The sequence below is a fragment of the Lysinibacillus sp. NPDC093216 genome (assembly GCF_050280325.1).
In the GTDB taxonomy this organism is placed as follows: Bacteria; Bacillota; Bacilli; order Bacillales_A; family Planococcaceae; genus Lysinibacillus.
Window position 1 is genome coordinate 60872 of sequence record NZ_JBNNVB010000024.1, and the last position, 26037, is coordinate 86908.

Annotated in this window: 23 protein-coding genes and 1 pseudogene; 13 read left to right on the forward strand and 11 right to left on the reverse strand. The window is 36.7% G+C overall.

Going from position 1 to position 26037, the window contains the following annotated elements; all coding sequences use genetic code 11:
• Positions 1-31: 31 nt before the first annotated feature.
• From ACQKOG_RS21000 to ACQKOG_RS21015, 4 genes are all read left to right on the forward strand, one after another.
• Positions 32-1360 carry an aspartate aminotransferase family protein gene (locus tag ACQKOG_RS21000; protein WP_370076187.1) on the forward strand — a complete coding sequence of 443 codons (1329 nt, stop codon included), beginning with the start codon at positions 32-34 and terminating at the stop codon, positions 1358-1360.
• A gap of 38 nt (positions 1361-1398) precedes the next feature.
• Positions 1399-2796: an aldehyde dehydrogenase family protein gene (locus ACQKOG_RS21005; protein WP_370076185.1), complete on the forward strand. Its 1398-nt coding sequence runs from the start codon at positions 1399-1401 to the stop codon at positions 2794-2796.
• A 244-nt stretch (positions 2797-3040) separates the two neighbouring features.
• Positions 3041-5065, forward strand: coding sequence for a hydantoinase/oxoprolinase family protein (locus ACQKOG_RS21010; RefSeq protein WP_370076183.1), 2025 nt, complete (start codon positions 3041-3043; stop codon positions 5063-5065).
• A gap of 23 nt (positions 5066-5088) precedes the next feature.
• Complete coding sequence (locus ACQKOG_RS21015) at positions 5089-7068, forward strand: hydantoinase B/oxoprolinase family protein (protein WP_370076181.1); 1980 nt, start codon at positions 5089-5091, stop codon at positions 7066-7068.
• Between the two features lie 502 nt (positions 7069-7570).
• Here the strand turns inward: ACQKOG_RS21015 and ACQKOG_RS21020 are convergent.
• The 5 genes from ACQKOG_RS21020 to ACQKOG_RS21040 all read right to left on the reverse strand — a co-directional run bounded on the left by ACQKOG_RS21020 (position 7571) and on the right by ACQKOG_RS21040 (position 12533).
• Positions 7571-8212: a response regulator transcription factor gene (locus ACQKOG_RS21020; RefSeq protein ID WP_370076179.1), complete on the reverse strand. Its 642-nt coding sequence runs from the start codon at positions 8210-8212 to the stop codon at positions 7571-7573.
• Between the two features lie 342 nt (positions 8213-8554).
• Complete coding sequence (gene solA / locus ACQKOG_RS21025) at positions 8555-9676, reverse strand: N-methyl-L-tryptophan oxidase (protein WP_402868658.1); 1122 nt, start codon at positions 9674-9676, stop codon at positions 8555-8557.
• Between the two features lie 177 nt (positions 9677-9853).
• Positions 9854-10261, reverse strand: a complete 408-nt coding sequence (locus tag ACQKOG_RS21030; protein WP_427448202.1) for a hypothetical protein — start codon at positions 10259-10261, stop codon at positions 9854-9856.
• A 238-nt stretch (positions 10262-10499) separates the two neighbouring features.
• Positions 10500-11171: a CPBP family intramembrane glutamic endopeptidase gene (locus ACQKOG_RS21035; RefSeq protein ID WP_370076175.1), complete on the reverse strand. Its 672-nt coding sequence runs from the start codon at positions 11169-11171 to the stop codon at positions 10500-10502.
• A 471-nt stretch (positions 11172-11642) separates the two neighbouring features.
• Entirely contained in the window at positions 11643-12533 is an 891-nt protein-coding gene (locus tag ACQKOG_RS21040; RefSeq protein WP_370076173.1) for a LysR family transcriptional regulator, read from the reverse strand.
• Between the two features lie 119 nt (positions 12534-12652).
• Here ACQKOG_RS21040 and ACQKOG_RS21045 point away from each other — a divergent pair, with 119 nt between their 5' ends.
• The 6 genes from ACQKOG_RS21045 (at position 12653) to ACQKOG_RS21070 (ending at position 19097) form a co-directional block, all read left to right on the forward strand.
• Complete coding sequence (locus tag ACQKOG_RS21045; RefSeq protein ID WP_427448208.1) at positions 12653-13855, forward strand: YbfB/YjiJ family MFS transporter; 1203 nt, start codon at positions 12653-12655, stop codon at positions 13853-13855.
• A 273-nt stretch (positions 13856-14128) separates the two neighbouring features.
• On the forward strand, positions 14129-14719 hold the full coding sequence (locus tag ACQKOG_RS21050; RefSeq protein WP_370076171.1) for a TetR/AcrR family transcriptional regulator: 591 nt from the start codon (positions 14129-14131) through the stop codon (positions 14717-14719).
• Between the two features lie 122 nt (positions 14720-14841).
• A complete protein-coding gene (gene pdhA / locus ACQKOG_RS21055; RefSeq protein ID WP_427448203.1) occupies positions 14842-15939 on the forward strand; it encodes a pyruvate dehydrogenase (acetyl-transferring) E1 component subunit alpha in 1098 nt (365 codons plus the stop codon).
• Positions 15939-16916: an alpha-ketoacid dehydrogenase subunit beta gene (locus ACQKOG_RS21060; protein WP_427448204.1), complete on the forward strand. Its 978-nt coding sequence runs from the start codon at positions 15939-15941 to the stop codon at positions 16914-16916. Before pdhA ends, ACQKOG_RS21060 begins: the two co-directional genes overlap by 1 nt.
• 12 nt (positions 16917-16928) lie before the next feature.
• Positions 16929-18134 carry a dihydrolipoamide acetyltransferase family protein gene (locus tag ACQKOG_RS21065; RefSeq protein WP_370076165.1) on the forward strand — a complete coding sequence of 402 codons (1206 nt, stop codon included), beginning with the start codon at positions 16929-16931 and terminating at the stop codon, positions 18132-18134.
• A gap of 447 nt (positions 18135-18581) precedes the next feature.
• The gene (locus ACQKOG_RS21070) at positions 18582-19097 is read left to right on the forward strand and encodes a DUF6886 family protein (protein ID WP_427448205.1); all 516 of its coding nucleotides are present in this window, start codon (positions 18582-18584) and stop codon (positions 19095-19097) included.
• A gap of 60 nt (positions 19098-19157) precedes the next feature.
• Here the strand turns inward: ACQKOG_RS21070 and ACQKOG_RS21075 are convergent, their stop codons facing one another.
• The gene (locus ACQKOG_RS21075; RefSeq protein WP_370076161.1) at positions 19158-19637 is read right to left on the reverse strand and encodes an NUDIX hydrolase; all 480 of its coding nucleotides are present in this window, start codon (positions 19635-19637) and stop codon (positions 19158-19160) included.
• Positions 19638-19868: 231 nt separating this feature from the next.
• On the opposite strand from ACQKOG_RS21075, the pseudogene ACQKOG_RS21080 reads away from it, so the two are divergent.
• The 3 genes and pseudogenes from ACQKOG_RS21080 to ACQKOG_RS21090 form a co-directional block, all read left to right on the forward strand.
• Positions 19869-19972, forward strand: a pseudogene (locus tag ACQKOG_RS21080) (DUF523 domain-containing protein); the annotation flags it as partial.
• A 140-nt stretch (positions 19973-20112) separates the two neighbouring features.
• The gene (locus ACQKOG_RS21085; protein ID WP_370076159.1) at positions 20113-20412 is read left to right on the forward strand and encodes a hypothetical protein; all 300 of its coding nucleotides are present in this window, start codon (positions 20113-20115) and stop codon (positions 20410-20412) included.
• The gene (locus tag ACQKOG_RS21090) at positions 20412-20609 is read left to right on the forward strand and encodes a helix-turn-helix transcriptional regulator (RefSeq protein WP_370076157.1); all 198 of its coding nucleotides are present in this window, start codon (positions 20412-20414) and stop codon (positions 20607-20609) included. Before ACQKOG_RS21085 ends, ACQKOG_RS21090 begins: the two co-directional genes overlap by 1 nt.
• A gap of 243 nt (positions 20610-20852) precedes the next feature.
• Here the strand turns inward: ACQKOG_RS21090 and ACQKOG_RS21095 are convergent, their stop codons facing one another.
• From ACQKOG_RS21095 to ACQKOG_RS21115, 5 genes are all read right to left on the reverse strand, one after another.
• A complete protein-coding gene (locus ACQKOG_RS21095; RefSeq protein WP_370076155.1) occupies positions 20853-21254 on the reverse strand; it encodes a hypothetical protein in 402 nt (133 codons plus the stop codon).
• Positions 21247-22053: a HipA domain-containing protein gene (locus ACQKOG_RS21100; RefSeq protein ID WP_370076153.1), complete on the reverse strand. Its 807-nt coding sequence runs from the start codon at positions 22051-22053 to the stop codon at positions 21247-21249. The genes ACQKOG_RS21095 and ACQKOG_RS21100 overlap by 8 nt, the downstream gene beginning before the upstream one ends.
• 228 nt (positions 22054-22281) lie before the next feature.
• Complete coding sequence (locus ACQKOG_RS21105) at positions 22282-24651, reverse strand: ABC transporter permease (RefSeq protein WP_427448206.1); 2370 nt, start codon at positions 24649-24651, stop codon at positions 22282-22284.
• 3 nt (positions 24652-24654) lie between these two features.
• Positions 24655-25413, reverse strand: coding sequence for an ABC transporter ATP-binding protein (locus tag ACQKOG_RS21110; RefSeq protein WP_370076149.1), 759 nt, complete (start codon positions 25411-25413; stop codon positions 24655-24657).
• Positions 25414-25659: 246 nt separating this feature from the next.
• Positions 25660-25857 (reverse strand): DinB family protein, encoded by a 198-nt coding sequence (locus ACQKOG_RS21115; RefSeq protein WP_402868669.1) that lies wholly within the window; start codon positions 25855-25857, stop codon positions 25660-25662.
• Positions 25858-26037: the final 180 nt, after the last annotated feature.

The window sequence follows — 26037 nt, forward strand, 5'->3', positions numbered from 1 at the left end:
TGAAATTTTAAACGAAAAGAGGTTGGTATTTATGACAGTTCAACTAAAAGAAGAGTTAAAGACGTTAGATCAAAAACATTTTCTACACCCAACAACATCGATTGAGCAACAACAAACACAAGGGCCAGCAGCCATTTTTACAGAGGGCAATGGCATTTATTTAAAAGATATAGAAGGAAATATCTACATTGATGGGATGTCTTCTTTATGGAATGTAAATATTGGGCATGGTCGTAAAGAAATTGCCGAAGTGGCGAAGGAGCAAATTTCTACATTAGCATTTAGTTCCTGCTTCGCATCGTTTAGCAATGAACCGGCTATTCGTTTAGCGACGAAAATTGCTTCTTTAACTCCTGGAGACTTAAACACTGTATTTTTCACTTCTGGAGGTTCAGAATCGAACGATACAGCAATTAAATTAGCACGTCATTACTGGTTACTAAAAGGACAGCCAGAGCGCCAAAAAATTATTTCACGTACCCATTCATACCACGGTGTAGCAATGGGTGCTACAAATGCGACAGGTTTACAGGCATTTCGTGACTTTACGAATTCGCACGCACCTGATTTCCACTATGTATACAGCGAATCCGTACGTAATTTACGTGAAACGATTGAAGCGTTAGGCCCTGAGACTGTGGCAGCATTTATTTCTGAGCCTGTACAAGGTGCAGGTGGGGTTAATATTCCACAAAAAGATTACTTTAAAGAAGTGCGAAAAATTTGTGATGAGTACGGTATTTTATTCATTGCAGATGAAGTCATTACCGGGTTTGGTCGTACAGGTAAATTTTTCGGTATGGAACATTACGGGGTAGTGCCAGATATGATGTCATTCGCTAAAGGAGTATCGAGTGGTTATGTTCAACTTGGTGGTGTGGCGATATCCGAAAAGCTGCATCAAGATCTTTGTGAACTTTCTAAAGGGACATTAATGCACGGATATACTTACAGCGGTCATGCACTCGCTTGTCAAGTTGGGTTGAAAAATATAGAAATCCTTGAGCGTGAAAATCTCGTTGAAAATGCTGCAAAGATGGGCGATGCCATGTTAGAAGGATTCCGAGCACTGCAAGAAAAATATAGTTTTATCGGACGCGTGCGTACTCTTGGATTACTTGGAGCCATTGAATTAGTAAAGAGCCGTGAGACGGGTGAATTGTTTGAGTCTCCTCTTAGTCCAATTTTTGTACAAGAAACGATGAAACGAGGATTGATTCTACGAACAGTTACGTATGATCAAGATACAGTTGTTTTTTCTCCACCTCTCATTCTATCAAAAGTAGAGCTAGATGAAATGTTACGTATTTTAGACGAGACATTTGAGCATATACGTAAAACAATTGTTGAAAAAGAGTAATGTCAACGTAAAAATTCATAATTTGAAGGAGGAGTTTTATGACAACTATCGTTAGAGAAATACGAGAACAATTTAATCCAGCGAAACCATCTCAATGTATTGGCAAAGTTGAGCTTTTGACTATAGATGAAACGAAAGACGTTATCGTTGCAGCTCAGGAAGCATTTGAAGGTTGGAAAAATACGTCTTCTGTTGCGCGTGGAGAAATTTTACGCGTGACAGCAGACTTGCTTGAGAAAAATATTGATAGAGTAGCTGAAATAGCTTCGAGTGAAATGGGTAAAACGAAAAATGAAATGCTTGGTGAAGTTAAACGTGGCGCTTCCATTTTACGTTATTTTGCACAAGAAGGAATGCGGGCAACAGGTGAAGTGTTACCTTCTGCCAATGAAGCGAAATTATTGTACACAATACGGGTACCACTTGGTGTCGTTGCTGCCATAACTCCTTGGAATTTCCCTGTAGCTATTCCTCTATGGAAAATTGCACCTGCATTAGTGTACGGCAATACGGTTGTTTGGAAGCCTTCTATTGAAAGCGCTTTAACTGGTGAATTGATTGGAGAACTATTTCAACAAGCAGGTTTACCAAAAAACGTATTAAATGTCGTACAAGGTCGCGGTTCAAAGGTGGGGCAGGTATTATTGGAGGCATCAGAAGTAAAGGCGATTACATTTACAGGCTCAAATAGTGTAGGGCAAAGTATTTTAGATACTGCTGGATCGACTAATAAAAAAATTCAGCTTGAACTTGGAGGGAAAAATGCAGCGATCATTTTAGCTGATGCCAATATCAATCAAGCTGCAAAACTAACGATTGATGGTGCAATGAAGCAGACTGGACAGCGTTGTACAGCAACTAGTCGAGTTTACATTGAGGAAGCGGTTTATGAAAAGGTAGTAGAGCAGTTAATTGAGGAAGCCAAAAAAATTGAAGTTGGTGTCACGATGGGACCTGTGTCATCTAAAGGACAATATGATTCCATATTATCCGCCATTGAGAAAGCAAAAGTTGAGGGAGCAGAGCTAGTATTTGGCGGTGGTCCTACAAAAGGTATATTAGAAGGATACTATATTGACCCAACAATTTTTACGAATGTAACTCATGAGATGTCGATTGCCCATGAAGAGATTTTTGGACCAGTTTTAGCGGTCATCAAAGTAAAAGATTATGAAGAAGCGATTCGATTATCGAATGATTCTAATTTTGGATTGAGTGCTTCTATTTATACTAATAACATTCCGAAAGCATTTGATTTTATTAACCGTAGTGAAGTAGGACTTGTGCAGGTTAATGATGAAACAGGTGGAGCAGAGCCTCAAGCACCGTTTGGAGGAATGAAAAACTCAAGTACCGGTGCCCGTGAACAGGGGCAGGCAGCGAAAGAGTTCTTTACAACGTTTAAAACAATTACGATTAGCACAAAAAGTGAGTAAAAAGTTTATCATGCAAGAAATTTAAAATAGAAGACAAAAAAATAAATGTCACATATGCCTCGGTGTAATGACCCAGATTTTTCTTGAATTGTACGCGATAACATAAAAAAATCTGGGGCATCCGCTCGAGGCATTAACTTTATACTCAAAAATACGTTTTGATGAAAGCAAAGTAACACGATGTGAACAACCGCAAAGGCGTTTTTGCCTTTTTAAAATTTATTAAACGAAAGAAGGTAGAGCTATGGCACAAAGTCGTTTAGCAATTGATGTCGGTGGAACGTTTACGGATGTATTTGTTTTTAATGAAGAGACGGGAGAAGTATTTGTTACAAAAACGTCGTCTACACCTTCAAATCCAGAGCAAGGAATTTTAAATGGAGTAGCAAAAGCAGAATTAAATGGCAAGGATATTAAAATTTTTTCTCATGGTACAACAGTTGGAACGAATGCGTTAATTGAGCGCAAGCTGCCAAAAACTGCTCTTATTACGACAAAGGGCTTTAGAGATGTCATCGAAATCCGACGAGGAACGAAAGAAGATATTTGGGATACGTATAAAGATACTGCGAGGCCCTATATTCAACGACGTGATCGATTTGAAGTGACAGAACGAATAGATTATGAAGGAAATATTCTTCAAGCTATTGATGAAGAGGAAATTCGTTTATTAGCAAAAAAATTAAAACGTCGAGGAACAGAATCCATTGCCGTGAGTTTCATTAATGCCTATGTGAACGGGGAAAATGAGGCGAAAGTCAAAGGGATTTTAAAAGAGGAATTACCGGATGTCTATGTTTGTATTTCCAGCGAGGTGCTTCCGGAAATTTTTGAGCATGAGCGTATGAGTACAACTATTATCAATGCAGTTCTTGGACCAATTATGAGTAATTACATTAGTAAGTTAAGCACTGAAATGCAGAAAAAAGGTTATGACGATGAAATATTAGTTTTACATTCTGGTGGAGGTGTTATGACTTCAAGTACAGTACCCCGCTATGCTGCTAGATTGGCAAGTTCCGGGATAGCTGCTGGAGCAATTGCAAGTAAGCATATCGCAAAGTTATGCGGATTTGACAATGCAATCGGCTTAGATATGGGTGGTACAAGTACTGATATTTCACTGATGTATAAGGGAGATATTCGAATCACAAAGGATTGGTCGATAGAATATGGCTATCCAATTGGTTTCCCTAGCATTGAAATATTAACAATAGGAGCCGGTGGAGGTAGCCTCGCCTGGAAAGATGAAGGCGGTTCTTTACGAAATGGACCACAAAGTGCAGGGGCAGTACCAGGTCCAGCTTGCTATGGCCGAGGAGGCACTGAGCCCACTAACTCAGATGCAAATTTAGTGTTAGGACGTCTAGGTGTGGATTTGTTAGATGGAACGATGCAGTTAAACAAAGAGGCAGCTAGTGAGGCTGTGAACAAAATCGCCAATGCATTCGATCAAACGGTTGAGGAAGCGGCAAGTGCCATTATAGAAGTTGCAAATGCCAATATGAGTGATGCAGTTCGATTAATATCAGTACGGAGAGGCTATGATCCCCGTGATTTCGCGCTTGTAGCTTTTGGTGGTGCGGGACCATTACACGGAGCCTATTTGGCAAAAGATTTAAATATCCCAAAAGTCATTATTCCTACGCATCCAGGTGTTGCAGCAGCAATGGGGTGCCTACTTGTAGATGTGCGCCATGATATTTCTAAAACGTATGTAAAAAAACTAGATGAAGTAAGTGTAGAGGAACTGACAAATCAATTTAGTGAATTGCGGGAAGAAGCAAGAGAATTATTAGAAGAGGAAGGAATAGCAGAGAACACATCGTCATTAACGAATTATATAGATCTTCGTTATAAGGGACAATGGAGATCTCTTGCTGTTCTCGTATCCGATCAATTCACTTCCTTAGATGCTATTTTGGAAGCGTTCCATCAAGAACATGAACGAGAATTTGCATTTTCTGATAAGGATCAAGCTATAGAAATATTTGGCTTACGTGTAACAGCTATAGGCACAGTACCAAAACCTAATTTCCCTCAATATGTTTCTGAAGGTTCACTTGAAGATGCTTTTAAAGAAACACGTCCTGTTTATTTTGAGGGTAAATATATTGAAACAAACGTATATAATCGCGATAAAATACCCGTTTATACACAATTTGCTGGTCCTGCCATTATCGATCAGCTAGATACGACGACTGTTATTCCACCAGGGTTTACTGCGGAAGTAGATGCCTATAAAAATATTATTATTACGGTGAACTAATACGCGATAAGGAGGAATTGGCTATGAGTACAACGAAATTGGAGACACATCATAAGGTCCAAAATCTAGACCCAGTAACATTTGAAGTGTTAAAAAACGGTTTTGTGAATTTAGTCGATCAAATGGCTGAACAAATGCTACGTACATGTTATTCGTTTGTCATTTATAATCGAGACTTTAGCTGTGCATTATGTGATGCACAGGGGAATACCGTTATGCAAGGTACGCAAGATATTTCCGTACATGTAGGGACATTACATTTAACTGCAAAAGCTGTTTTAGAGGATTTCGCTGATGACATTCATCCAGGTGATGTATTTTTAGTAAATGATCCTTATCGTGGAGGAACACATTTCAGTGATGTACGTGTAATTTCACCAGTGTTCCATGATGATAAACTGATTGCACTTATGCAAACAAATGGTCACTGGGCAGATGTCGGTGGCTCTAATCCAGGTTCCTTTGATATTACAGCTAAGGAACACTACGGGGAAGGGCTTCGTATCCCACCTGTCCGCATTTATAGTAAAGGTCAATATTTAACAGATGTTGTGAAGATTATTGTCATGAATATGCGCATTCCAGAAGAACGTATAGGAGATTTAAGGTCTCAAGTGGAAGCGGCAAAAGTTGGAGAGAAACAGCTCCAAGAAATGATTGAAAAGTACGGCATTCATACAGTGCTAGTAGCCTTTGAAGAAGTTCAAAACTATGTAGAGAGATTAATGCGAGCGAAAATTAAAGCTTTACCAAAAGGACAATGGGAAACAGTGGACTATATCGATATGGATCCGCAAGTAGGAGATGGCCTCATCCCGATTCGTGTGAAAATGACCATTACGGAGGATGAAATAGCTTATGATTTAAGCGATTCACATCCTTATATTAGCTGTTTTTTAAATGCAGGCTTTGGCTCAGCACTTTCTGGCACTTATGCAGGAACCAAAACATTTTTCCCGGATATTCCGCTGAACTCAGGATTTTATCGTGTTGTGAAAATATTTCTTCCTGAAAACTCTGTCGTCAATGCACCTAGCCCAGTAGCTGTCTCTGGCTATTGTTCAGGCGCGTTTGAAAAAATTATGAATGCCTGCTTCGAATTATGGTCGAATATTATGCCTGAACGCGCGATCGCATGTTCATTTAATTTAGAGTATTTATTAATAGGTGGATATGATCAGCGGAGAGATAGTAGTGAATATTTTATGTGGTATGACTGGATGGCTGGTGGTCATGGTGGACGTATTGACCGTGATGGCGCGAATACAACCTCACCAGTGTTCGGGGTAGGTTTGAGTGTTCAGCCGTGTGAAGGGCAAGAGCGTTTGTCCCCAGTTGTTACAACGAAGCATGAAATAATGATAGATTCAGCTGGTCCAGGTAAATACCGTGGCGGCTGTGGTGTAGAAAAGGGAGGCGTTTTAACGAATGTAAACCAAACAGTGATGTCCTATTGCTGTGATCGTTCTCGCTCCATTACATGGGGGATTATGGGCGGCCTACCTTCTATCGCGCAGGGAGCAATTTTAAATCCAAATAAAGAGGATGAAAAATTTTTAGGCACGATTTTCTCCAATGTCGAGTTGAAGAATGGAGATTCCTTTACACGTCCCTCAGCAGGAGGTGGTGGCTTAGGTGACCCATTAGCACGAGATGTAAACGCTGTTTTAGAGGACGTGATAGATGAATATGTTTCGCTTGAGCGAGCAAAACTTGATTATGGCGTAGTCATCCATGAAATTGACCGTGATATAGATGCCTTCGAAATTGATATGGCTGCAACATTAAAAGAACGCGATTATATTCGAAAAAATCGTCATAAATGGCTGGAAACAGATCCAATAGAAGTTGAGCAGATGTATAACAAAGGAGAAATTAATCAAATGGATGTTGTTCGAAAATATGGTGTCATTATGGATTATCAAACAAATACAGCATTGCCAATCTCCACAGAGCAATACCGAGAAGCGATGAAGAAACGCTCTTTAGCATATTGGGGATAATTAAACCGTTCTAGCGCAATTTGATTGAGTAAAATAAATTAGAGAGTAGTTCACACTACTCTCTCTGCGAAATAAAGGTATACAAATTTTTAATATCCAGTAATGCATATACTTATTATTACATAACTTAAAAAATCTAAAGTTAAGGAGTTGTTGTTTATTATTCCAGTATTACTTGAAACTTTTTGAATTATCAATGTAAGAAACATAGCTAATCCAATCACTATAAGCTTACGGAGCAACCTTTCGAGTTATGAATTTTTTCTATAGGTAAGACAAACTTTTGTGTACCCCAAAGCAACATAAAGTGGTGGTATATTTTTTATTATTTAGTCAAATATAAACCCGAATTTTTACCAATGACTTTTATTCATTCTATCATGATTGTACTTCATAACCACAAATAAACCACAATATGACCACAAGATTTTTGATGGTTAGCACTGTATTTTTTTGCGGTTTTATGAATAGAAAAGTCAGTTGATCATTCGATTACTTATTTTTATAACAAGCCTATTTTTCTGATTTTTTCAACAGCTTCTATTCTTGAATATACTTGTAGTTTTTTGAAAATCTTTGTTAAACGATATTCGACTGTACGCAAACTAACAAATAAATTTTCTGCTATTTGTTTATTTGTCTTACCAGCAGCCACTAATTTAAGCACTGCTAGTTCATTTTTTTTGAGGTCATATTGAATGAACTGATTCATTATTTCCATTTTGTTCTTTTGGCTTTCTACTAGTTTTAATTGTCGTAATAATTTCACTGGTATCATGGCATTCCCATCTAGAGCGGAGCGTATTGCCATAATAAGATTTTCCTTAGAGGCTGTTTTGCTAACAAAGCTAGAAACATCTGATTCTATTAAAATATTGAAAAAAGGTTCAATGTCGTAGCCTGTGTAGATAATTTTAATTGCTTCAGCATTTAATTGTTCCACTTTTTTTACTAATCCTTGATCATTTAAAAAGGGCATGTTTACATCAAATAAAAATATATCAAATGTTTGTTGGGAGAGGGCATTCAAAGTTTCCTCACCAGTTCTTACAACTGTGACATGGAAATCTACCTCTTGTTCTAATAATAATTTTATACCTTCTCCAACAGCTTCATGATTGTCCACTACTAAAATATTTATCAACTTATTACCCTCCCTTAATCAAAATGGACTATTTTTTATGAAATGTTATTTATAATGCATTATACCCAATTTTAGTCTCGAAAGGGATACAATCCATACATAGATTTAAAGAGGGAAGTGTTTTATATACTGAAAACGGAATATTTCAAGGTACTTAAAAGAGAAGGGTGTATAAATTGTAGATAATTGAGAGGGTTATTATGTAATGCAGAAAGGGTAAAGCGACTTAGACTTTACAACAGCAGATTTTTTGCTTCTATATATAGCTCCGTTTTATTTAGTTCTTAAGAAAAAGGAATTTGTCTTCACTAACTATTGAGACAAATTCCTTTGGATATTTTTTTATTTCGTAAAACGATTTAGTTTAAATAGAGACAAGTCCTGTTTACTCTTTCCTTGTAGGGTAAGATCAGCTAAAACTTCACCAACCGCGCTACTAAACTTAAAACCATGTCCTGAGAAGCCCGCTGCAATGACAATATTTCGATGCTCAGGTAAAAAATCAATAATGAAATCTTCATCTGGAGTCATCGAATATTTACATGTTTTTCCGAATTTCAATGCACCATGCTGAGGCATAAAACGATCGATAAAGTTTTGTAAGTCTATTGTATCCTGTTCGTCGAATGGGCGTAGCGGATCATTTGGATTGATAGCCTCACCGCCATCATGTCTGCCAAGTTTTAGGCCAGCTCCATCAATACTGGGAAAACCATAGTACATAGAATCGGTAAATTCAAAACAATAGGCCGGGAAAATATCTTCACAATAAAGCTGTTCCTCTGCCTCAAACCATGCAAATGTTTTTCGCGTCGGTGTAACAGGAATGGCGATGTCCATTGTTTGTAGTAACTCAGTTGCCCAAGCACCAGCTGTCACAATTAAATGTTTAGCCTCGTATATATTATTTGCTGTTTGAACACGTACAATGTCTCCAGCTTTGATGTTCTGCACTTTTTCATTTGTATGTAAGGTTGCTCCTGCCTCAAGGGCTAATTTTTTATAAGCGTTAATGCAGGCTTCAACACGAAGGACACCAGCAGTAGGCTCAAAGCAAGCAACAAAGTTTTCAGGTAAGGCTAATCCAGGCCATTTCGCCATTGCCTCGGTCGCAGAATACTGTTCTAATGTTAAATCATAGAGCTCTGCACTAGTTTTTACATTTTGAATAAAAGAATGGGTTTCTTCACCGACATTTATTACGCCTGTTTGTAAGAATAAGGCTTCATCCGTTAACGTTTCAAGCTCTTTCCATAACTCACCCGCTCTTTTGACAAAAGGTACATAGCTAGCTCCTTCACCATACGCAAAGCGAATAATTCTAGTTTCTCCATGATGACTACCTTCTTCGTGAGGTGGGTTAAAGGCATCAAGCATCAAGACATTTTTGCCTGCTTTCGCTAAATTATAGCCTGCAGCCATCCCCATCGATCCTGCACCAATTACAATTACGTCGTATATCATTTTAATCCCTACTTTTTTGCTCTAGTATAACAAAATAAAAGAGGGTGGGACAGAAATTTCTGAAAATATTTTAAATAAAGGCTGTTTTCGTAAAGATTGTTGCTATTCAACTAACTGCTTCTATTTTAGTTGAAGAAGATAGTATTTGGGTTTATTTTTGTTCATCAAACTATAAAATTAATCTTTTCCAACTGTATATCTAACTTGTTTAAAGGTTACTATATCTCCATCTTCAGTATCATCTATAGTTTGCCAAAGTTGAACTTTGGGCTTGTAGTCCGTCCTATGAGCATCTTTGATATCCATAATATTAAGTTTGTAGGATTCATCATTTTTTATTTTTTGTTCAAATACTGTTTTATTGGCAACATTAATAAAGGTTACTTTATTTTCATCAATTCCCTCAGTCATAAATTCTAATTGATTATCTTTTGTTGTAATCTTTGGTGTTAATAATTCAATACTTCCGTTTCCAGTTTCTCGTTTAATAGCAATTTCAATATTGGGATCTTCTATTATATCTGAACATCCGGATAATGTGATACCAGCGAATAGAATAGAACTTAATCCAATTATCTTTTTCAAAAACACCCCTCCTTTTAAGGATGATTGTAACACGGATGGTAAAATAGGGAAAATTATAAGTGGTGTGAGAGGCTTCTTCAATGTAGTGTAGTGCTTTAGTTGAAGAAGGTAGCCAATCGAGAAGCAACAACCTTTGAGAAAACAGCCTTAACTAAAGAACCCTTAATTAAAAAAGCGTCTCAACTTACTTTTAGAAGGGCCCAGTTACGTGAATAAAATTTATTACTTGTTTTATTCATTAAATAATGGTTACGAAAAAGTTGTGAAATGCGTGCAATATAATAACCGACCATATTGAACCGGTCTTTTTGTACACAAACCCAAAGAGTAAGCCGAGAAAAAGAACATATAAATGCGTCCCAAAATGAAAGATTTTTTCATCGTAAATCCAAATTGGATAGTGAACCACTAAAAATAATAAAGCTGTAATAATATTTGCTTTCCAAAAAGTCATTTTTTTATTAATCTCTTGTAAAATCAATCCCCTAAAAACAATTTCTTCGGCAAGCCCTGCCATAAGGAAACCATTAAGGTAATCGTCAAAGGATAATGAAAATTGAAATGATTGCTGATTAATTATATAAGTTTCCGAAGTAAAATATAAGCCAACTAACAGTGAAAGAATTACTCCCCAAAATAAACCTTTCTTAACATTAACGTTCATTTTTAAGTAGTCAAATGGATTAGTATGTAAATAATATTTTATGTATAACGAAGTTGGAACAATCCAAACGAAACCTTTAACCAATGCCTCTAATAATGGCGAGATTATTTCACCGAACGAATAAATGTATTCGATTAACCATAATTCTTTGATTGACCATACAAAGTAAAAAATGAGTAGAAACCCTATCATTGTTTTTACATCATTATTTTTCACTTTATTTTCAAAACTTAATTTCAATGCCATTTATACCTCCAAAATACAATGCTTTATTACGATTATACCTAATTATTGAAATTTAGTATAGATTTAGAAACCCTATTTTGATTTGAAAAAAGATATTAATCCCGAATTTTCTTCTTATGTTTTTGATAGCAGGGAGTTGGAGCAGGGAGATACGTGGTGGTAATAATTTACGGTACCGGACTAAAGGGCGAACCTTTGAAAGCAACAATCTTTGAGAAAACAGCCTAAATAAAAAATGCACAATCTCAATAGGAGGTTGTGCATTGACAAATGCTATTTAGTACTAGCCAATACTTTGTTTAACAAATGGCTACTATAGTAGTTGTTGCTATGAGCCGAAGATGTATTAAACGGTGTGGATGACATTATTGAAATGTATGTGATGCGGTTGATTGGAGTGGAGGCTGGGCGACTCCTTGGGGATTAGCAACACAGTAATTTTGTGCAGTTCAAACTTTTGAAAAAAGACTGTTATGAAATTGAGTCATTGATGATGTTACTAAAAGTATTAAAGGTCGAAGAGGTATTTTGTTCATTTTTTCGTGTGCAAAGATAAATAGGGCGCTGAATTTCGATGTCTTTTATAAAAACTCGCGCTACTTGCTGTCGCTGAATAAAGCTAGAAGCTGCTATGGATGGAGCTAGCATCGTACCATATCCAGCAGCAATGGCATAAATAGATTCATTGATGCCGTCCAATTGTAGCCCTACTCTTGGAGGTGGGATTTTATGAACCTTGCATAAAGCGTTTAAATATTCTTTCGTAGAGCTACCATCTTCTCGTGAAACAAATGGCTGCTGCATTAATTCCGCTAATGTCACTTTCTGATCTGCCAGCGGATGACCATATGGGACGATAAACCAATAATCGAGATTCATGAGAAATTGATAATTAATATCAGGATGATGTCCATCCTCTTTTACGATAAAAGCCATATCAGCTTTATAATGAAGTAATTCTTCAATAACCTGATGGGAATTAGCTGTTTTTATGTGGATATTAGTTGTCGGATAGGCTTGTTTATACTTTGCGAGCCATTTCGGTAATAAGAAATGGGATGGAACATGGGTAGAAGCAATTTGTAATTCTTCATTACCTGTGTTTTTTAATTGCTCTAGTTTATTTTCAATGTCCAATTCTAAATCAAATAATCGCTGGGCCTGTTTAAATAAAAATTCTCCGTTTTGTGTTAAGGTAATTCCTCGACCTTTTGATTCTAAAAGCGTTAAGCCTAGTTCTTTTTCCAAATTTCTCATTTGAATGGTAACGGCAGGTTGACTAATCATTAGAGCTTGCGCTGCCTTAGAAACACTATTGAGCTCAGCAACTTTTGTGAATAATCTAAGAGCATGTAAATTCATTATGTATGCCACCTCTTATAAGAATTTTTTATCCTTTTATATAAATTATATATTAGATTTATTAATTTTCACTCTGTATCCTTTTAATTACAAAAAGTTTTTAGGGGGTGGGGGACATGATGAATCGACAGCACATCGGAATTTTATTAGGAGGAGTACTATTACTTGTAGTGGCAATGGGAATTAGCCGCTTTGCATTCACACCAATATTGCCATTTATGCGTCATGATGTTGGGTTTTCGTTTGAAGTTGCAGGATTTTTGGCATCGAGTAATTATATTGGCTATTTCATTGGCGCTTTGTGGGCAGGATTTATCAATCGCCAAAAGAAAAACTTTTTATTGTTAAGTGTTGTTTTGAATGTCCTTTCTGTTGTTCTTATGGGAATCATTGAAATATATAGTATTTGGCTTGTGCTTCGTCTGATTGCAGGCATTACAGGGGGACTTATTTTTGTATTAACATGTAGTGTTGTTATGGATTATTTAGCAAAGCATTCACTTACAAAATGGTCAGGCTATTTATTTGGTGGTATCGGATTAGGAATTGCTATTTCAGGTTTATTAGTCCCTGCTATTGAAGTACGTTTTGCTTGGCAAGGTACATGGATAGGCTTAGGGATTTTATCTGCTGTTTTTTTAGTGATAACATTTATACTTTGGCGAGATTTGCATGTACAGGATAGTGTGAAATCCGGAAAATCCTCTGATACCAAAATGACAAAGGGCTTTATGCCATGGTTGATCGTCGCATATGGCTTTGAAGGGTTAGGCTATATTATCACTGGTACTTTTTTAGTGGATATCATTCATAATATTCCTTCACTACAAGCATACTCTTCGTATAGCTGGGTCATTGTTGGGGTGGCGGCGATCCCGTCGGCACCTGTTTGGACTGTTTTATTAGAAAAATTCTCTGCCATCAAAATATTGTTTGTCGCATATATATTGCAAGTATTAGGCATCTTGTTACCAGTCTTTTCACAAACAGTTTGGAGCGTATTATTATCGTCATTTTTATTCGGCTTAACATTTGTAGGCATTGTGACGTTAACGACGTCTTATGCACGTCAGCTATTCCCAACACAAAGCGGTCCAGTAGTATCATTGTTAACAACATTTTATGCCTTTGGACAAATTATAGGGCCAATTATCGCGGGTCAGCTTGTGGCAGTTTATAGTAGCTATAAAGCAGCTCTTGTATTTGCAGGAGTCATCGTCTTTTTTGCCTTGATTGTCATGTTATGTGGGAGATGGATCACTGTTAAACGACAGTCCACTTTAGACAATGTATTGCCTATCAAAACTCAATCCAGTTCTTAAATTAGAAAAGCCAGAAATCCGATTAGGGATTTCTGGCTTGTGTTTTTACTTAAAGATGGCGACCTCTATCTACATGATATAAAAAAATAGAATGTGCACAAAAGAAGTAATTACTATTCTATGAAGGAATGAGGAAATAGAATCAGCGGATTTTACTTTTTTATTGAAAGGTTAGTAAAATAGATGGTTTTGGAATAAATATTAGCTAAAAGTTGACTTTAAAAGGAATTTTTCATTATGTTTAGTTAAACGAAAATTTGGGGGGGATATTAGGTGGATAAGCGTGAGCGAACAAAAGCACAAATATTAGTAGCGGCAAAAAATGTTTTTTTAGCAAATGGATATAAGGAAACGACGATCAAGTTAATTGCCAAGGAAGCAGAGCTAGGTTACGGGACGATTTATTCTCATTTTAACCTAGGGAAAGAGGAAGTTTTGGCAACTCTAGTTGAGGATATCATGAGCCCATTCTATAAAATTGCAGAACTAAATTATACGCCGAAAAATAAGCAAGAGGCTTTTAATTTTACGTTTAAAAATACATATAATTACTTATCCTTGGCAGTTGAAAACAAGGAAATATTCAGATTGATTCATGAAGCAAAAGGTGTGTCCCCGTTAATTGAGGAGAAATGGGAATCAATCACGGATCAATTTATTAAAAGGGTGTCTGCCAACGTAGAAATTGTTCGACAGTTGGGGCTGATTCGCAATGAAAATTATCATGCGGAGGTTATTGCGGGTTCGTTGTATTACATTGGAGAGCGGTATTTATGGAAAATTATTTTGGGCAAAACGGACATTCCAATTGAGGAAATTGCACGTGATGTGACAACGATGTATACATTTGGTTTGTTTAAATAATTCTGTTTAAGGTGTAAAAAAGCTAAATAAAAACAAAATTAGCTAATGACGTGACGGTGATTCCTTGCCTATAATTAAAATAACGATATTAATTATAAAAACGATATATGGGAGGAATTGAAATGTGGTTAAATCAGTCATGTTTAGAGGGCGGAGTTGAAATGTGGTTAAATCAATCATGTTTAAAAATTGACACCGCGTCAGTTTTGAACAAAGATTGTTCGCTTTCGGAAACTTTCTTTAAAAGAACTGCCACAGATGAGCAATGTATCGAAATGTATAAACATATGGTACAAGGAAGAATCTTTGATGGGATTGCATTGAAATTTCAACGCCAAGGTAAAATAAAAACATATCCGCCAATTAGAGGGCAAGAAGCGGCACAGGTTGGAAGCGCTTACGCATTGAATTCGAATGATTGGATTTATCCTAGTTACCGTGATATTGCGGCTTCATTTGTTCACGGGATGCCTATCGATAAGTTCTTTTGTTACACAATGGGTAAGATGGCTGGGCAGCATTTAACTGATTTATCTATTTTTCCTATTCAAATCGTTATTGGAGCGCAATTTTTACATGCGGTAGGTGGGGCATGGGCTAGTAAATATAAAGGGGAAGATAGTGTTTCGGTTGCTTATATGGGTGATGGAGGTACCTCTGAGGGCGATTTCCATGAAGCATTAAATTTTGCGGGTGTATATAAATTACCAGTGGTTTTCTTTATTCAAAACAATCAATGGGCAATTAGTAATCCAATTCATAAACAAACCGCTAGCCAATCAATCGCACAAAAGGCGTTGGCTTATGGGATTACAGGAATTAGAGTAGACGGCAATGACGTATTAGCAGTTTATGAGGCAACGAAGCTTGCTATAGAAAAAGCTAAAAATGGAGAGCCTGTGCTGATTGAAGCTGTTACATTCCGCCAAGGACCGCATACAACTGCAGACGATCCTACGAAATATAGAGACCAAGCTGAAGTTGAGCAATGGCTGACAAATGATCCTATAGAAAGAATGAAAAAATTTATTATTACTACTGGGCTATGGGATGAGAGGCAAGAGGAGGAGCTGTTAAATGACTGCGAAGAAATCGTTTTAAAAGCTTATGAAAAGGCACTTACAATCGATAAGACCACGATTCCAAAAGTACTAAGAGCAACGTATGAAACAATGCCTCAAAACTTAGTAAGACAATTGCAAGAAAGAGGAGAGGTGTAATGATGGAGATGACAATAGTACAGGCAATCAATACATTCTTAACCCAAGCAATGGAAAATGATGAAACAATCCTCTGTCTCGGTGAGGATATCGGAAAAAATGGAGGAGTTTTCCGTGTGACGGATGGGCTCATGGAACGTTTTGGAGAAAGGCGTGTAGTTGATACACCGATTGCTGAGTCTGCAATTATCGGAGCTGCAGTAGGTTTAGCCACTAGAGGACTTAAACCAATAGCAGAGATACAGTTTTTAGGGTTTATTTATGAGGCGATGGATCAAATGGTAGGACAGGCCGCACGCCTTCGTTCTCGAACGGAAGGCACAGTTACTGTGCCACTGGTTGTTAGAGCACCGTACGGAGGAGGGATTCATGCACCTGAATTACATTCAGATAGTTTAGAAGCATTGTTTCTACACTCACCAGGTTTAAAGGTAGTCATGCCAAGTACGCCTTCCGATGCTAAAGGGTTACTCGCAGCGGCAATTAAAGATCCAGACCCAGTGTTGTTCTTAGAGCCGTTGAAGCTATACCGAACGATAAAAGAGGAAGTACAAGAAGAATATTATGAAGTGCCTATTGGTAAGGCGTCCATTGTTCAAGAGGGGGAGCATGTGACCATCGTTACATATGGTCCAAGTGTCGTAACGGTTAAACAGGCAGTAGCGCAATTACAAGGGCAGGGTGTGTCTGTGGAAATCATTGATTTACGAACAATCGCACCTATTGACTATGAAACCATCATTCAGTCGGTAGATAAAACTGGCAGACTAGTCGTTGTTCATGAAGCGGCAAAAACAGGCGGTGTAGGGGCGGAAATCACAGCAGTTATTGCCGAAAACTGTATGTATGCTATGCACGCACCGATTTTACGTGTCACAGGTTATGATACACCGTTCCCAGTATCGAGCATTGAGGCAGAATGGATGCCAACCGTAGCGCGCATTGTAAGTGCAGTACAAAATGTCATGAAAGATTAGGGAGGGATAGTAATGTATGATTTTTTACTCCCTGATATAGGGGAAGGCTTACATGAAGCTGAGATTGTTGGCTGGTTTGTAAAGCAAGGGCAAAAAGTAGCGATTAATGAGCCGTTAGTAGAGGTTCAAACAGATAAAGCCGTAGTAGAAATTACAGCTCCAATTACAGGGGTGATTGAGGAGCTTGGAGGCGAGGAGGGAAATACCATTAAGGTAGGTAGCCTGCTTTGTCAATTTAGTAAAATCTCAGATTCGTCACCAACTCAGAAAACACAGCCGCTTGAAGAGAAAAAAGAGGAGAGTATCCTGAAAGAAAAGACTGAATTTTTGGTATTAGGAAGGGTGAAGGCGGCCCCTTCAGTTAGAAAAGCAGCGCGCACTATGGGCATTAATATTGAAGAAATACAAGGAAGTGGATCAAACGGACGGGTGTTGCGATGTGATTTAGATGAACATGCTAAACAATCATCGTCCGCGATAGCATTAGTGCAAAACAAGCCAAAACATAGTGAAGATGAAGCTAATGAAAATAAAATCATCCCTATTCGTGGCTTACGCAAAGCAATCTTTGAAAATATGCAAAAAGCCGTTTCCAAAGCAGTATTATGCACCGGAATGGAAAAAATTAATGTGACGAATTTAGTGGCTTTTAGGAAAAGTGTTCAACAGCTGCCGGAAATGAAGGACAAAAAACTAACTTACTTACCTTTTTTAATTAAGGCAGTTGCGACAGCTTTACAGGAACATGAGCAGTTTAATGCCAAGGTAGATGAAGATCAAAAAGCACTTGTGATTTTCCCTTATATTCATATTGGTGTTGCAGTTGCTACTTCAGACGGTCTACTTGTGCCAGTGATAAAGCATGCAAATAAAAAAAGTATTTTTGAAATTACAGAAGAACTAGAAAGCTTATTGGGAAGGGTCCTTGCTAAAAAAGCAACGGTTGAAGATTTAACAGGTAGTACTTTTACAATTTCTAGTACAGGAAAGGACGGGGCGATATTTGCGACGCCGATTACTAACTATCCTGAAGTAGCAATCTTAGGCTTTCATAAAATTGTGAAAGAGCCAATCGTAGTAGAAGATACGATACAAATTGGCCATTCCATGACACTGTCTTGCACATTTGATCATCGTGTTATTGATGGCGAGCCAGTAGGTGCATTTATGCGTAGTGTGGCAGGCTATTTAGAGGAACCTGTACGTTTTTTACTATAGTTCAAAATGATAGATGCTAGCCAAAGCGATTTCTGTTGTTCTGTGGGTGTTATATGCAAGCGTTCTATGACACATAGGGAATAAGAGGAGATAACGATGGAAAAGAAAATGAGCTTGTTTGGAGCGATGGTCGGTGCAGCAATTTTTGTTTTACTAAGTCCGTTAGCAAGCCAAACAGGGTCCTGATAGATCACTGTTAAACGACAGACCACATTAGACAATGCATTGCCTATCAAAACTCAATCCAGTCCTTAAATTAGAAAAGCCAGAAATCCGGTTAGGGATTTCTGGCTTTATTTCTTTTTTCCGTTAATGAAAAATATAAATATGCACAAGAAAGGTAACGTTACAATGCTATACTGAAATGAGTAAGTAGTATGGCAAGAACAGTTACGTCAAACGCTGGAATCAATATACAGAATTTCAGAAAATAAGGAGGGGAAACATTTGCGCATTTATCATGTTAGTGAGGAAAGTGATATAACAGTATTTCACCCACGATTACCTGATCGACTAGATTTAGATCCAGAAAAAGGTCTAGTATGGGCAATCAACGATACATACTTGCCTAATTTTTTAACACCTAGAAATTGTCCGCGAGTTTGCTACCATATTGGTACCGATACAACCGAACAGGATAAACGGACCTATATAGCATCAGCATCATGCGGACATGTTGTAATAATTGAAAGCAAGTGGTTTGAGACGATGAAAAATACGAAACTTTATTTATATGAGTTTGACATCCGCGAATTTACACTACAGGATCAAAATGCTGGTTATTATACAAGTGAAACAACACAATATCCTATTGCTAAATTTGAAGTAGCAAATTTATTTGAAGAGATGTTTAAACGTAATGTTGAATTACGGGTAGTCGATAGGCTGTGGAACATCTATGAAGAAATTCAAAAAACAACATTGAATTGGTCGATGTGCAGAATGCGATTTGCGCAACCCTAAGAAAATAATTAGCTAAGCCTCGTAAACGCTACTGTCGCGTTTACGAGGCTTGTTATATATTTAGACAGTAAGTACTAATGGGGTACTCGTTATATCAATCAATTCACTATCTTTATATGTAAATATGTATTCATAGTTAACTGTTTCTTCTAGCATTTGCGGTAAGTAATATTTTAAATCTGCTATTCCTACATTTTTAGGATGGAAAATCCATGATAGATCTTTCCAATCTAAAATGCCTTCTGCAACTTTAATCGGTGTCACATAATGATAGGATTCCGGTAATTCAGCAATAAAAGCGTACATACAGCCAAAGTCTGTCATTCCATCGGTCCATGTTATTTTTCCTCTGTATGTAATATCCTTCAGTACAATGCCCGTTTCTTCCTTAATTTCTCGTAATGCACCAGCCAGTGGAGTTTCATCTTTCTCAATCTTTCCACCTACACCATTCCAAGCCCCCATCCACTCTGGAAAATCCCTATTTAGCAATAATATTTGGTCACCTTTCTTAAGAAAACAAATTGTAAATTCAACCAAGTCTTTTTCCTCCTTTTTAAATGATGAAATGAATTCATAATAAAATATAGATAATAAAATAGTAGCACAACCCAGTGAAATGGTTGTCCTATAAAAAATGGTTTTAAAAAATCAATATTAGATAATAGAGTAGGTCAAGGAAGTAACATAAGCCATGTAAAAACTATTGACAGACTCTTTTAATGGGCTAAAGTTTTACTTATACGATATGGCTAAAAAAGAGGTGCACATATGATTTTGATAAGTTCTTGCTTAGCAGGATTAAAGGTACGTTATAACGGAACAGATAGTTTAGATGAAAAGTTCAACGGCTTGTGTTAGAAAATAAGGCCGTTTACCTTGGAAGATTATTTAGGGAAGAAAATCTTTATATTCATCACTGAGAAAATGTAAAAAGTGTTTGACATTGAAATGGAAAAGAATTACACTGTGAGTGTCAAATACTTTTTACATTTTAAGAATAGGAGTGAGTGATATGAATATTTTTGTTATTATATTTCTATGCTTGATTGTAGTCTCAATGGGTATTATTATTTTTACACTGTATTCTATCGCAAAACGACAAGATGAACGTCAAGATTATATTAAATCTAAAGCGATGACTTATACTTTCAGTGTTGTTATTGGGTTTTTAGTCATTGAAATTATTTTAGATATTTACCGCAGTATTACAGGGCAAGCAATTAATCTGGGAATGAGCCCGTATATTTTCTTATTTACCATATGTATTGTGTATCTTGTATCTTTATTATTCTTTTCAAGAAAGTATGCCTAATGAAGAATAATATTAGAGAAGTTCGCAAACAATTAAAGCTTTCCCAAGATGAGCTTGCAAAATATTGTGGTGTTTCAAGACAAACTGTCAATGCTATTGAAAATGCAAAGTATGATCCTACTTTACATTTAGCTTTTAAGTTAGCATCTGTTTTACAGGTTACTGTCAACGAATTATTTATTTTTGAAGAAAATTAAAAGTTGCATTAAAAAACGTGTATTTTGAAATTAATTTTCTGAAATACACGTTTTTAAAACAATAGGCATATACTTTTTACTGCTCTATTCTATGAGGGTTCTGTTTTATGCTAGGTTTTCTTAAAGAGCTCCCAGACGAATCAAGATGGGCAATCACCCGTCAACTCGATTTAAAATACGTCTGAGAGCTCGTTTAATTTTTAATGGTTTATTTTACTAAAGAGGTTTATCACCCCAGTTAACTTATTGAAATTCTAGAAAGTTTGGTTCCTCAGGATAGTATAGATCCTTGCGTAAGCAGACATCCCGATGTGTGAGGGTTTCGCCTTTAAATCGAATCCAAATCTCATCATCTGCCATTACACCATGTGTTTTACGCACGATGCCCCAACGATTATAGGCTTGCATATCTAGTGAAGTCAGTAATTCTTTTGCGTTGACCCGAGTAGGGGGGAAGGTTCGCCATTTTAGCCAACGTTCCAGTTCTTCTAAGGTAATATGCCCCTCCATCGTCGGCGAAAATTGCTTGTTAAAATCTTCAATATAGTTAATGACATATGGTGTGCCACCATCAGTCGGTTTTAACTCAACATTTGCAATAATGTCATCCATCCACATCACGTCAAAAGTCATGTAATCAATCAATAGCTTCACTTCCTTCTATGAATAAATGTTTCAAAGCTGGATTACGCAACTGTGAAAGTAATACGTCCTTAGCACGTCCAAAATCGTACGGTGATTGTTCGATTGTCGCTATTAATTTCTCCTTATCAATAAAGGGTGGTCCTTCATAAAGAGCAAGTTGTTTTGTGAAAGATGAATTCAGTGGTTTTGCTTTTACTTTTCGCTTTAAAATCGTTAAAGGTTTGCCAGGTGGATAGTCTTTTTCATCAGATAATAGGCTAAGCCCGTTATCGAAAATAGGTGCCAACTCCCATGTTTTTCCTTTTGGATCGTATAAAAATAAAATGTTATTTGTATGCCGATCTTCATTTAGAATAAGGGCATCAAATGCGAATAGCTGTGCAATCTGATGATGTACAACGAGCCCTGTATACTGCTCAATCTGTGCCATTAACTGCTCGAATTTTTCTTTAGTAGAAAGTGTTTTGTTATTTGTAATAGGGTCAGTAGAGCTGAAATTTGCTTCAAACAAGCGCTCAAGTGTCACTTCCTGTTTTGTACCACGAAAGTCGAGTGAATAGCAGCCATCAAATTGTTCACCGTCAGCCAACTGAATGATACATGGCTGATAGACGACATATTTAGAGCGATCAAGAGTTGAGCATTCAAGCATGAGGGAAGCTAATACTTCTGCTTGTCCCTCATAACCTCGTGCATTTTGTTTGACCCACGTGTTGCCAATACGCCATTTCGATTGATCCCCTTTACTAGAGGTACTAATAATATGTTCAGCATCGATAGGAATATGAATTGTTTCCATGTCATCACATCCAATCTAATCTAGTTTGAATTTCTTCTATTATATAATGTTATCATCATTTAACGCACGGAAAATTGCCCAACCAGTATTGTTTGTCGCTTCTTTAAACTTTGGCTTTTTTGGGATGATCTATAAGAAACGGTTGGAGGTTGGATTGAATAAATTAAAAATGACAATCCTTATACGAAAATAATCGCCCCCACTACCTAAGTAGATCGGGGGCATTTTTTAGTCAACGAGCAAAATTCGAGGTGAGGTTTTGGCGATTATTTTCGTTGATAACCAACAACCAAAACAAGCGGCCAAAATACTTAAAAGAGATAATCCAATACTAACTGGCCAGTTTATCGCAAGGGGGAGTTCAAGTAAGCCGTATTCTAAAAGAATACTTTGTAAAGCTACGGGTATTACTTTAATACCGATAAAAATCCCAAATATAGTCCCTAGTGATGAAAGAAACAGAATTCCTGATGTAATCGACCATCTAATAGTATTTGAGGTCATACCAATAGATTTAAAAATTCCGTAAGTTCCGCTTTCTTTTCTTACATTTATTCTAGAAACACTAAAAATAATGATGAATGTTACAGTGATAAATAAAATTCCGATAACAGATAATGGGATTATTAAAATAGCGACCACTACTTTAAAGACATTATCTAATGATGTTTGTTGTGTTTCAGCTGAGACAGAGCTTTTAAAATTATTGTTTAAATCATCAACGATTTGATCTGATAATGTCTCATCTACCAAATTGATCATACTTTGTTTTGAAGCAGAATAGGTAGCATTATAAACTTTGATAACATCAGCGGTAATTCTCGCTGAATTAGACATATTTGCTATCGATTGATAGATACCGGTAACAATCAAATGATGCTGCTTGCCTTCGATATAGACTTCCACGATGTCCCCTAGATTTTTGTGTAAAGCCTTCGCGACATTAAGGCCAATGGCTATTTCATTTTTATTTACGGGATTACGGCCAGAAATTGTCTCGTATCCAGCAGCATCAAAACTACCTTCAAGAGTATCGACTTTAATATTTAACGGTTGATTTGGTTCATTAGGGAGAACCCCTGTAAATTGATCTAGCCAAGCGTGATTTTTAATGCGTTCATCTGAGCGTAAAAATTGTTCAAACTGTTGTTTTGAAAATGTTGCTTCATTAGAAACCGTTACTACAACATGTGATGAATCGTAGCCAAATGCTGGTGTGTTTTGCTTGATGGAAATAAAGCTATTAAGCATGACTGCACTAAACACTAAAATAGCAGAAGTAATGGCTGTAAGAACAATAATAAGAATGGAACTTTTCATATTTTTGGTGATGTTTTTAATGCCAATTTGCAAATTAACAAAATTAGAAAGGCGATTAGAGTTATTTAAACGACGATTCAATTTACTGTTTGCAAATTCTGACATACCGTATTTAATTGCCTGTACTGGTTCAACGTGGCGTGTTTTGTTTGAGTAAATGAACGCAGTAAGGATAACAATGACAAGGATTATGACAGCAAGTAGCATGGTGATTCTAAAATCTTGAATAATCGTTAAATGTTTTCCGGACTTTAAATAAGATAAAGAGCTTTCTATAATCACTCTGGAAAGGATTGTACTGGCAATAAGGCCAGGAATAATCGAGACCACGGATAATAAAGCAAATTGTAAAACATAGGTCGCACTAATTTTTCGAGAAGTAAGTCCGAGAGATTTAATGACACCAATCGTTTTATAGTTCGTTAAAATGGCATCTGAAATACTAAAACCAATAATAAACAATGAAATGAATAACATTGCTACACCAAAAGCAATCATGATAAATCCGATAATTTTATTAATAATTAAATTAAACGAATAGAGATCCACGTATTCCATTTTTGATTCAAGGTAGGGGCCGTTTAAAAATTTTTCGAATTCTATCCAATAGTTTGTACTTTGCTGATAATCATCAAAGCGAAGAGCCATCATATATTGTTCAGATCCTATCATCGTATCAAATTGTTTATGATAGTCAGAGTCGTTCATCCAAATACGAGCATTATTTGAAAAGAGTCCACCATATGGCAAATCTACAACTATACCAGAAACGCTTAATGAAAAAGCTTTTTCGCCGGTGTTAAATTCAATAGCATCTCCAAGTGAAATATTCGAAGTAGAAGCCATCGAAGTGGGAATCCAAATCGTTCCCTCAGTAAGATAGTCCTGATTTTCACCCTCTGAAAATAGTAATCGATCAATAGCGAAGGGCATTTTTGGTGTATTCATCATGAATAAGAGATTTTGCGTTTCTACACCATTCGCTGTGAAGCCAGATAAATTTCTATAAGGAATGGGATTAGAGGCAGTAACTCCTTGTTGCTCTTGCCACCAAATGTTGACAGTGATTGGATTATGAATATCCTTACCCATAGTTAAAATTTGATGAGCCCCATTTGAATCATGATGTATTTTTTCAAAAATATTGTTTGTATTCATAATAATTGTTACAGAGGTAGCTAATAAAAGGGTGGATAGCATAATTAGGATTGCTAATAGTACATTTTGGATTTTTCTTTTTTTGATATGTGCAAAACAAAGAGTAATAATTGCGTGCATTTTTTACTCCTTTCCTGCGACATAAGAAAAGATAATATGTTCACGCTCTTGTATGCTAGCATCATCGTATTGATCGAAGTTTAAAATACCTCCAATTTTTCCATCCTGAATGAAAATAAGCCGATTAGCACGACAGGCAGCTTTTATATCATGTGTAATCATTACTACAGACTGACCCTTTTTGTTTAAAGTCGTTAAAATATCTAAGACAGCTACACCTTGATCGTAATTTAAACTACCCGTTGGTTCATCTGCAAACAGTATCTCTGGGTCATTGACTAATGCTCTAGCAATAGCAGCTCTTTGTTGCTGTCCACCAGAGGTTTGCGAAGGTAAACGATTTCGTTGTTCTTCAAGTCCCATTTTATTTAATAGCATCTCCGCTTTTTTGATCACATCTTTTTTAGGATATTTTGCAATATATCCTGGGAGGGTGATGTTTTCTAGCAATGTCATATCCGGGACGAGATTACTACTTTGATAGACATATCCAATTTTTTTAGAGCGAAATGTAGCTAACTGCTGTTCGGTAAATGTATCTAGCCTTTCCCCATGAAAATAAACTTCACCAGTCGTAATGGAATCAAGACCACTTAAAAGATAAAGCAGTGTCGATTTACCTGAACCGGAGTTTCCCATAATGACTGTAAAATCTCCTTTATATATTTCAATATTAATATTTTTTATTGCATGAAATTGCTCACTTCCTGTGGAATATGTCTTACATAGATTTTGAGCTCGAATAAGTACCTCTTTATCCACGAGAATACCTCCTTCAAATGTATTTCTTTTAGTGTAAGGGTGAATTATTATAAGGTCCTTATTAAATTATTAATAAATTCTTACAACATATATGTAGATTTGAAAATCATATTTTATCCTGAATTAACAGCCCGTAAAAGCAGATTGGTGGAGATCTTATAAACAGTGGGTATAACATAGCGAAATTTTATATAAAGACAAAAATAAGCTTTGGATATAAGATGATGTCCAAAGCTCTTTCATAAATTATTTTGTTTTTACCTGCTCAATTTTTAATCCGAAAATTTGAGGCGGTTCAATCTTGTTCATTTGTAAATATGTAGAGATTTGTCCGCGATGATGGATTTCATGCTCGGGAATCGACATAAGTATTCTCCAAGCATTTACTTCATGACCATGAAGGGTTAAAACCTTTTTTGACACCAAACCGTTACCAATTTTCAATAGCCCCTCTGTTAATTTAGTTTGACATGATTCTAAATAATTTGAAATATCCTCAAGAGTAGCCCCCTTACAGATTTTCCGAACAAGAAAGCCTATGCAGGGTGTAGCCCGTCTTTAGACATGGGATGAAAGTGAGGTCAGACAAGAGGTAACTATTACTACCTTAATTGTCTGAAAGGG

Coding starts and splice junctions, on each gene's coding strand:
- ACQKOG_RS21000 (WP_370076187.1), top strand. CDS start 32: ATGACAGTTCAACTAAAAGAAGAGTTAAAGACGTTAGATCAAAAACAT.
- ACQKOG_RS21005 (WP_370076185.1), top strand. CDS start 1,399: ATGACAACTATCGTTAGAGAAATACGAGAACAATTTAATCCAGCGAAA.
- ACQKOG_RS21010 (WP_370076183.1), top strand. CDS start 3,041: ATGGCACAAAGTCGTTTAGCAATTGATGTCGGTGGAACGTTTACGGAT.
- ACQKOG_RS21015 (WP_370076181.1), top strand. CDS start 5,089: ATGAGTACAACGAAATTGGAGACACATCATAAGGTCCAAAATCTAGAC.
- solA (WP_402868658.1), bottom strand. CDS start 9,676: ATGATATACGACGTAATTGTAATTGGTGCAGGATCGATGGGGATGGCT.
- ACQKOG_RS21035 (WP_370076175.1), bottom strand. CDS start 11,171: ATGGCATTGAAATTAAGTTTTGAAAATAAAGTGAAAAATAATGATGTA.
- ACQKOG_RS21040 (WP_370076173.1), bottom strand. CDS start 12,533: ATGAATTTACATGCTCTTAGATTATTCACAAAAGTTGCTGAGCTCAAT.
- ACQKOG_RS21045 (WP_427448208.1), top strand. CDS start 12,653: ATGAATCGACAGCACATCGGAATTTTATTAGGAGGAGTACTATTACTT.
- pdhA (WP_427448203.1), top strand. CDS start 14,842: ATGTGGTTAAATCAGTCATGTTTAGAGGGCGGAGTTGAAATGTGGTTA.
- ACQKOG_RS21060 (WP_427448204.1), top strand. CDS start 15,939: ATGATGGAGATGACAATAGTACAGGCAATCAATACATTCTTAACCCAA.
- ACQKOG_RS21065 (WP_370076165.1), top strand. CDS start 16,929: ATGTATGATTTTTTACTCCCTGATATAGGGGAAGGCTTACATGAAGCT.
- ACQKOG_RS21085 (WP_370076159.1), top strand. CDS start 20,113: ATGAATATTTTTGTTATTATATTTCTATGCTTGATTGTAGTCTCAATG.
- ACQKOG_RS21090 (WP_370076157.1), top strand. CDS start 20,412: ATGAAGAATAATATTAGAGAAGTTCGCAAACAATTAAAGCTTTCCCAA.
- ACQKOG_RS21100 (WP_370076153.1), bottom strand. CDS start 22,053: ATGGAAACAATTCATATTCCTATCGATGCTGAACATATTATTAGTACC.
- ACQKOG_RS21105 (WP_427448206.1), bottom strand. CDS start 24,651: ATGCACGCAATTATTACTCTTTGTTTTGCACATATCAAAAAAAGAAAA.